Origin of the sequence: Sphaerobacter sp. (assembly GCF_019683595.1) — a bacterium.
GTDB lineage: Bacteria > Chloroflexota > Chloroflexia > Thermomicrobiales > Thermomicrobiaceae > Sphaerobacter.
On sequence record NZ_JADGHZ010000281.1, the window covers coordinates 1 to 3,335 of the forward strand.

The 3,335-nt window shown below is 64.4% G+C and carries 4 protein-coding genes and 1 tRNA gene; all 5 read right to left on the reverse strand.

Translation table 11 applies throughout. From position 1 onward, the window contains the following. Window positions 1-105: 105 nt before the first annotated feature. Window positions 106-471 (reverse strand): ribosome silencing factor, encoded by a 366-nt coding sequence (gene rsfS, locus IRZ30_RS16595; RefSeq protein WP_294086773.1) that lies wholly within the window; start codon window positions 469-471, stop codon window positions 106-108. A 59-nt stretch (window positions 472-530) separates the two neighbouring features. After that, window positions 531-602: transfer RNA gene (locus IRZ30_RS16600), tRNA-Ile, on the reverse strand. Window positions 603-939: 337 nt separating this feature from the next. Further along, window positions 940-2,187, reverse strand: coding sequence for a spermidine/putrescine ABC transporter substrate-binding protein (locus IRZ30_RS16605; protein WP_294086775.1), 1,248 nt, complete (start codon window positions 2,185-2,187; stop codon window positions 940-942). A gap of 18 nt (window positions 2,188-2,205) precedes the next feature. Continuing rightward, the gene (locus tag IRZ30_RS16610; RefSeq protein WP_294086776.1) at window positions 2,206-3,069 is read right to left on the reverse strand and encodes an ABC transporter permease; all 864 of its coding nucleotides are present in this window, start codon (window positions 3,067-3,069) and stop codon (window positions 2,206-2,208) included. Beyond that, window positions 3,066-3,335, reverse strand: a 270-nt coding sequence (locus tag IRZ30_RS16615) for an ABC transporter permease (protein WP_294086778.1), incomplete at its 5' end; no start/stop codon positions are given. The genes IRZ30_RS16610 and IRZ30_RS16615, both read right to left, overlap by 4 nt.

A 3,335-nucleotide genomic window follows, 5' to 3' on the forward strand; every position in this document is an offset into this window, starting at 1 on the left:
ATGACGCCACAGATCACGCCGAGCGCGAACGGATAGATGAACGGGGTTCGCGGGCCCTGCGACATGATCAACCCCTCCGGGGCCAACTACACCGGATGCCGACGGCTACTGGATCACCAGAAGCCGCTGGGCATCGGTCCACAACTCCTCCAACCGGTAGAACTCTCGTTGCTCGGCGGTGAACAGGTGCACGATGGCGTCTCCGTAGTCCAGGACAATCCAGCCGCTTTCAGGGACGCCCTCGCGCCGCTGCGGACGGATGTTCTCCTTGGCCAGTTCCTGTTCGATGTGCTCGGTCACGGCGCGGAGTTGCCGCGCGTTCTCGACCGAACTGATGACGAAGTAGTCGGCGATGGGCGAGAGATGTCGGATATCGAGGACGAGAATGTCTCTTGCCAGCGAGTCCGATGCGATCTCTGCGATCTGCCGCGCAAGCGCTGCCGCCTCGATAACGCCCTCCTGTCCGTCCAACGTGTACGTACACCACTATATCATGCACCAACAGGGAGTACAAGGCCCCGTTGCGCCGGTGGGCCTGGTAGGATTCGAACCTACGACCTTGAGGTTATGAGCCCCTTGCTCTGCCGCTGAGCTACAGGCCCGCTTTGGATTAACCAATTCTAGTCGAATGTGACGAGGTCGGGCAACGGCGGCGATAGGCGGCATCGACCGGCGCGCCGCTCGGACTCCCGGCCATCAGCGTGGAGTCGCCGTGCGGCGGATTCCCCGTCAACGCGGCATGGTGAACTCAGTGCGGCCCGCCGAGGCCGCCCAGGCGGGGACATGATGCGGCGGTGCATGTGGCCGCCGGCGAGACGAGTTCGACCCGCTCTGCCCGGCGCCGGCGCTCGTGGCCGGGAGGAACGGGCGTGATCCGGCCTCCACCTGCCGGTTGATGGGAAGCCCGGTGACGGCGCGGATGCCGCGTGGCGCGAGCGTCTACGCCGTCTTGAACTCGGTCCAAATGCGGTCGTACTTCGAGATGTCGTCCCCGACGTCCTCGATCCACTGGAGGCGGTTGATGACCTCCTCGCTTGGATAGACGGCCGGGTTATTTAGGATCCAATCCTCGATCAGTCCCTGATCGCGTGCGGCCTTGTTTGGGCTGGCGTACCACACGAAGTTGGCGTTGGCCGCGGCGACCTCGGGCAGGTTCATAAAGTCAATGAAGGCCATCGCCGTGTAGAGGTTGGGCGCGCCCTTCGGCACGGCAAGGTTGTCCTGCCAGATGACCGCGCCCTCCTTGGGCAGGAAGTACTTCAGCCCCTCCTTCTGGTCCGCCGTCAGCAGTGCGTCGCCGGTCCACATATGCGCCATGACGGCCTCGCCGCCGAGCATCATGTCGTCGTTGTTCTGGCTGCTGTAGGCGGTGACATAGGGTTTCTGCTCCATCAACACCGCTTTGGCCTTCTGCAGTGCCTCGTCGCTCGTCTCGTTGACGGAGTAACCGAGGGACATCAGCGCCGCGCCGATGACCTCCCGCTGGTCGTCGAGCATGACCAGCTTGCCTTGCACCTCGGATGACGGGTGGAAGACGGGTTCCCAGCTATCCAGCTCCTCGCCGAGCAAGTTGACGTCATACAGCACGCCCGTCGTGCCCCAGAGGTAGGGCATGCTGTACGTGTTGTCCGGGTCATAGTAGGCGCCGAGGTTGGCAGGGTCGATGTTGGCGAACGACTGGATGATCTCCGTATCGAGCGGCTCGAGCATGCCGAGCTGGATCATGACCCCGACCATGTAGTCGGACGGGACGATCACATCGTAGCCGCTCGCGCCGCCCTGCAGCTTGGCCAGCAGGTCCTCGTTGCTGGCGTACGTGTCCTCGATGACCCGTACGCCGTATGCGGCCTCGAAGGCGTTCGGCACGTCGGGGGACAGGTACTCGGACCAGTTGTAGAGGTGCAACTCCGAGGAGAGCTTGGAGCGGTCGATGTAGTCCGGCATGGTGACGTTGAGCGTACTGGCCTCCTCCTCGCTCGTCGCGGTGCCCACGGTCCCGCCTGAGCCTTGATCGCTCCCTGTAGGGGAGGGTTGGGACTCGGCCGAACTTCCGCCGCAGGCCGCCAGCAGAGCGGCGATCGCGGGCATGCTCATGCCTGCCAGGGCAAGGCGGCGGATCAACTCCCGCCGGGAGATCGAGCCGTGTAGCCAGGCGCGGACGAGGAGCTGGGTGTGTTGCCGTGCCATATTGATCTCCTCCGCAGGTCAGCGTTTCCGCTGCAAGAGTGTCGAACTCAGCACCAACGCGATCGACGCCACGAGCAGGACGGTCGAGATGGCGTTCACCTCGGGTGTCACCCCGCGCCGGACGCGACCGTAAATCTCGAGCGGGAGGGTGGTCGAGCCCACCCCGGCGGTGAAGAACGTGATGACGAAGTCATCGATCGAGAGCGTGAAGGCGAGCAAGGCACCGGCCAGGATGCCGGGCATCAGCAGGGGCAGCGTGACGCGCCGGAACGTCTGCCACTCGTTGGCGCCGAGGTCTTTGGCGGCCTCCTCCAGTCGCCGGTCAAAGTCCGCAAGGCGCGCACGCACGACGACGGCGACGAACGGGAAGGAGAAGGCGATGTGGGCAATCGTGATCGTCCCGAGCCCGAAATTGAGCTGGAGCTTGGTCCACTGTGCCAGCAGGCCGAAGCTGAAGTTGAAGAACACCAGCAAGGAGATCGCCATCACGATCTCGGGCACGATGATGGGGAGGTACATCGCGCCCTCGAAGGCCGTGCGCCCGCGGAAGCGATAGCGATCCAGCGCGAGCGCGGTGAGGGTTCCGATCACGGTCGACACCACCGTGCAGATGACGGCGATGATGGCGCTATTCCGTGCCGCGTTGAGCGCCTTGGCGTCCTGGACAATCTGTGCGTACCAGTCGAACGTGAAACCGGTCCAGACCGTCTGCTGCCGGGCCGCATTGAAGCTGAAGATCACCAGGATCAGGATGGGGGCGTACAGGAAGATGAAGGTCAAGGCGAGGTGGGACTGCAACACGATCGGTCCCAGCCGGATCCCGCGCGGGCGCGCGGTGGCCGCCGGCGCGACCTTTTCCACCGCGGGCGCTGACGTAGTCATACCGCGCGCTCCCCTCCGCTGCGGAAGTAGGCGAGCGTCGAGGCCAGCACGATGGCCATCAGGACGAAGGAAATGGCCGAACCGAAGGGCCAGTGCCGTGCCGTCAGGAACTGCTGCTGGATCAGGTTGCCGATCATGACGACCTTTCCGCCGCCGAGGAGGTCAGGGGTGACGAAGGCACCGACCGACGGGATAAAGACCAGGATCGACCCGGCGACCACTCCGGGCATCGTCAGCGGCAGCATCACCCGCAGGAAGACGCGCCG